General features: G+C 67.2%; 4 protein-coding genes. 2 read left to right on the top strand and 2 right to left on the bottom strand.

Annotation, left to right across the window (positions count from 1 at the left end; all coding sequences use genetic code 11):
* Positions 1 to 147 precede the first annotated feature (147 nt).
* A complete protein-coding gene (locus AC1DU6_RS24195; protein WP_457325388.1) occupies positions 148 to 543 on the bottom strand; it encodes a hypothetical protein in 396 nt (131 codons plus the stop codon).
* A 238-nt stretch (positions 544 to 781) separates the two neighbouring features.
* Here AC1DU6_RS24195 and AC1DU6_RS24190 point away from each other — a divergent pair, with 238 nt between their 5' ends.
* Positions 782 to 2,845: a carbon starvation CstA family protein gene (locus AC1DU6_RS24190; protein WP_477860185.1), complete on the top strand. Its 2,064-nt coding sequence runs from the start codon at positions 782 to 784 to the stop codon at positions 2,843 to 2,845.
* Positions 2,838 to 3,038, top strand: a complete 201-nt coding sequence (locus AC1DU6_RS24185) for a YbdD/YjiX family protein (RefSeq protein ID WP_477860183.1) — start codon at positions 2,838 to 2,840, stop codon at positions 3,036 to 3,038. Before AC1DU6_RS24190 ends, AC1DU6_RS24185 begins: the two co-directional genes overlap by 8 nt.
* 128 nt (positions 3,039 to 3,166) lie before the next feature.
* Here the strand turns inward: AC1DU6_RS24185 and AC1DU6_RS24180 are convergent.
* The coding region (locus AC1DU6_RS24180) for an N-acetylmuramoyl-L-alanine amidase family protein (protein WP_477860181.1) at positions 3,167 to 3,449 on the bottom strand (283 nt) is incomplete at its 5' end.

Raw genomic sequence — 3,449 nt, 5'->3', positions numbered from 1 at the left:
GTTCTCGTCGGGCTATGAGATGGGCTCGGACCTGTCGGACTTCGGCCCCCATGTGCGGGCGCTGCTCAAGCCCTTCGACCTGCCCGACCTGCAACTGCTGCAGACCGAGATCCGCGGCGAGATGGCGCGGCGCTGACGGGCGCGGGCTCAGTGCCCGCGGCGCGGGCCGGAGTCGTCACGGTCGTGGCTCCAGCGGTCGTTGCGCTCGTGGCGACCATGGTCCCAACGGTCGTCGCGACCTTCCCAGCGACGCTCGCGGTAGGACGGCGCATAAACCACCCGCGGGGCCGGCGCGTAGTAGACGTCGCGCTCGACATAGCGGCGCGCCGGCGCATAGCGCACGACGGGTGCCGGCTCGTAGTAGACCGGTGCCGGCTCGTAATAAACCGGAGCGGGTGCCGGTGCGTAGTAACCGCCGTTCGACACGACGACACCCGCGGCCGGCAGGCTGACGCCGATGGACCAGTGTGTGCCTGCCTGGGCAGTAGCGGCGCCCAGCAGGGCGGCGGTGGCGGCAAAAGCGGCGATGAGGGGACGAAGCATGGCGGAACTCCTACAGGGCCGAACAAGATGCTGGCCGTGCTCGAACAACGCCAGGCCCCGCCCGACGTTGACGCCGTCCTGCGCCGTTSCGTAAGAGGGTGTTTCGGGGTTGACCCTTAGGTATTRCCGCGCGCCTGGCCTGCGTGGCTTGACCGATGCCGAGGAGCGCCCGTTTGCCGAGACTTCCATCACGGTCGCGCCCCGCTTCGAGGTCAGCACCGCAACGGAGACAAACCTCATGAATCTGCGCCGCCACCTTGTGTGGGCGGGCGTTGCGATCCTGGGTGCCGCATCCCTCGCCACCGTGGCCCTGAGCCGCGGCGAGACGATCAGCGCACTGTGGGTCGTGGCTGCCGCCCTGTGCACCTACCTCATCGCCTACCGCTACTACAGCCTGTTCATCGCGAACAAGGTGCTGGAGCTGGACCCCAAGCGGCAGACGCCGGCCTGGAAGTACAACGATGGGCTGGACTACGTGCCCACCAACAAGCACGTGCTCTACGGCCACCACTTCGCGGCGATTGCCGGTGCAGGCCCGCTGGTCGGCCCCGTGCTGGCGGCGCAGATGGGCTATCTGCCCGGCCTGCTGTGGATCCTGGCGGGCGTCGTCTTCGCCGGCGCAGTGCAGGACTTCATCGTTCTTTTCATCTCCACGCGCCGTGATGGCCGGTCGCTCGGCGACCTCGTCAAGCAGGAGATGGGCACGGTACCGGGCCTGATCGCGTTGTTCGGCGCCTTCATGATCATGATCATCATCCTGGCGGTGCTGGCGCTGATCGTCGTCAAGGCCCTGGCGGATTCGCCCTGGGGCCTGTTCACGGTGGCGGCGACGATTCCGGTGGCGCTGTTCATGGGCGTCTACCTGCGCTTCATCCGCCCGGGCCGCATCGGCGAGGTGTCGGTCATCGGCTTCGTGCTGCTGATGGGCGCCATCTTCGGCGGCCAGGCGGTCAGCGAGAGCGCCACGCTGGCGCCCATCTTCACGCTGGCCCCGACCACACTCGTCGGCCTGCTGATCGGCTATGGCTTTGTCGCCGCCTGCATCCCGGTGTGGCTGCTGCTCGCGCCGCGCGACTACCTCAGCACCTTCCTGAAGATCGGCACCATCATCGCGCTGGCCATCGGCATCGTCATCGTCGCGCCGCCGCTGAAGATGCCGGCGCTGACGCAGTTCGCGTCGGGTGGCGGGCCGGTCTGGGCTGGCAGCCTGTTCCCCTTCCTGTTCATCACCATCGCCTGCGGCGCCGTGTCGGGCTTCCATGCGCTGATCTCGTCGGGCACCAGCCCAAAGCTGCTGGAGAACGAGACCCACGCCCGCTACATCGGCTACGGCGGCATGCTGGCCGAGAGCTTCGTCGCCGTGATGGCGCTGGTCGCGGCCTCCTGCATCGAGCCGGGCGTCTACTTTGCGATGAACAGCCCGGCCGCGGTCGTCGGCAAGGACGCCGCCACGGTCGCGCAGACGTTGTCGACCTGGGGCTTTGTTGTGACGCCAGAGATGCTGACGCAGGCCGCGGCCGACGTCGGGGAGAAGACCATCCTGGCCCGGGCAGGCGGTGCGCCGACGCTGGCCGTGGGCATGGCCGAGATCCTGCACCAGGTGGTGGGCGGCAAGGCGCTGATGGCCTTCTGGTACCACTTCGCCATCCTGTTCGAGGCGCTGTTCATCCTGACCGCCGTGGACGCCGGCACGCGCGCCGGCCGCTTCATGCTGCAGGATCTGCTGGGCAGCTTTGTGCCGTCGCTCAAGCGCACCGAGAGCTGGGTGGCCAATTTCGTCGCCACCGGCCTGTGCGTGGCGGCCTGGGGCTACTTCCTCTACCAGGGTGTCGTCGATCCGCTGGGCGGCATCAACACCCTGTGGCCGCTGTTCGGCATCGCCAACCAGATGCTGGCCGCCGTCGCGCTGCTGCTGGGCACGGTCGTCATCTTCAAGATGAAGAAGGACCGCTACGCCTGGGTCACGGCGGTCCCGGCCGCCTGGCTGCTGGTGTGCACGATGACGGCCGGCTGGCTGAAGATCTTCGCGGCCGACCCCAAGCTCGGCTTCCTGGCTCACGCCGACAAATACGCTGCGGCGATTGCCGAGGGCAAGGTGCTGGCGCCGGCCAAGACGCTGGACGCGATGTCGCGGGTGGTTTTCAACGACAGGCTGGACGCGGCGCTGTGTGCGCTGTTCATGGGCGTCGTCATCAGCGTGCTGATCTACAGCGTCAAGGCCGTGCTGGCTGCGCGCCGCAGTGGTCGGGCGACAGCGCAGGAGACGGCCTTCGTGCTGCTGCCGGCGGGGCAACGTGCTTGAGCTTCGTGAACTGGCCCAGGCGGGTCGGTATCTGACGCAGAGCCTGCGCCTGATGGTGKGCGTGCCAGACTACGGCAGCTATCTCGCCCACCACCAGGCCACGCATCCGGATCGGGCTGCGATGAGCTATGAGGAGTTCTTCAGGGAGAGGCAGGCGGCGAGGTATTCGGCGCGGGTTGGGAAGTGCTGCTGAATGGGTTTGGTTGCTTTTGCCTCTGTCCTTTCGGCTTGTGTACATCGCGCCGGGAGTCCGCCCCGGCCGCCGGGACGGACTCCCGGCAATGCAGCGAACAAAACCGCTCTGCGAAAAAGCAACCCACCCTACAACGTCGTGCTCCGCTTCCTCGCCATCGGCGGATTCTTCGCAAAGTACCTCGCGATGCCCGAGGCCAACGCGTCCACCAGTTCGTCCTGATAGTCCGGATCGCGCAGCTTCTTCTCTTCCTCAGGGTTGGAGATGAAGGCCGTCTCCACCAGGATGCTGGGGATGTCCGGCGCCTTCAGCACCGCAAAACCCGCCTGCTCGACCTTGGCCTTGTGCAGCTTGCCGATCTTGCCGATCTGGCCCAGCACCTCGCCGCCGAGCTTGAGGCTGTCCTTGATC

Source organism: Roseateles sp. P5_B10 (assembly GCF_056400485.1).
This window is presented reverse-complemented; position numbering and strand designations above follow the sequence as displayed.

Bases quoted from the DNA above. Each gene is read 5' to 3' on its own strand.
- AC1DU6_RS24195 (WP_457325388.1), bottom strand. From the start codon at position 543: ATGCTTCGTCCCCTCATCGCCGCTTTTGCCGCCACCGCCGCCCTGCTG.
- AC1DU6_RS24190 (WP_477860185.1), top strand. From the start codon at position 782: ATGAATCTGCGCCGCCACCTTGTGTGGGCGGGCGTTGCGATCCTGGGT.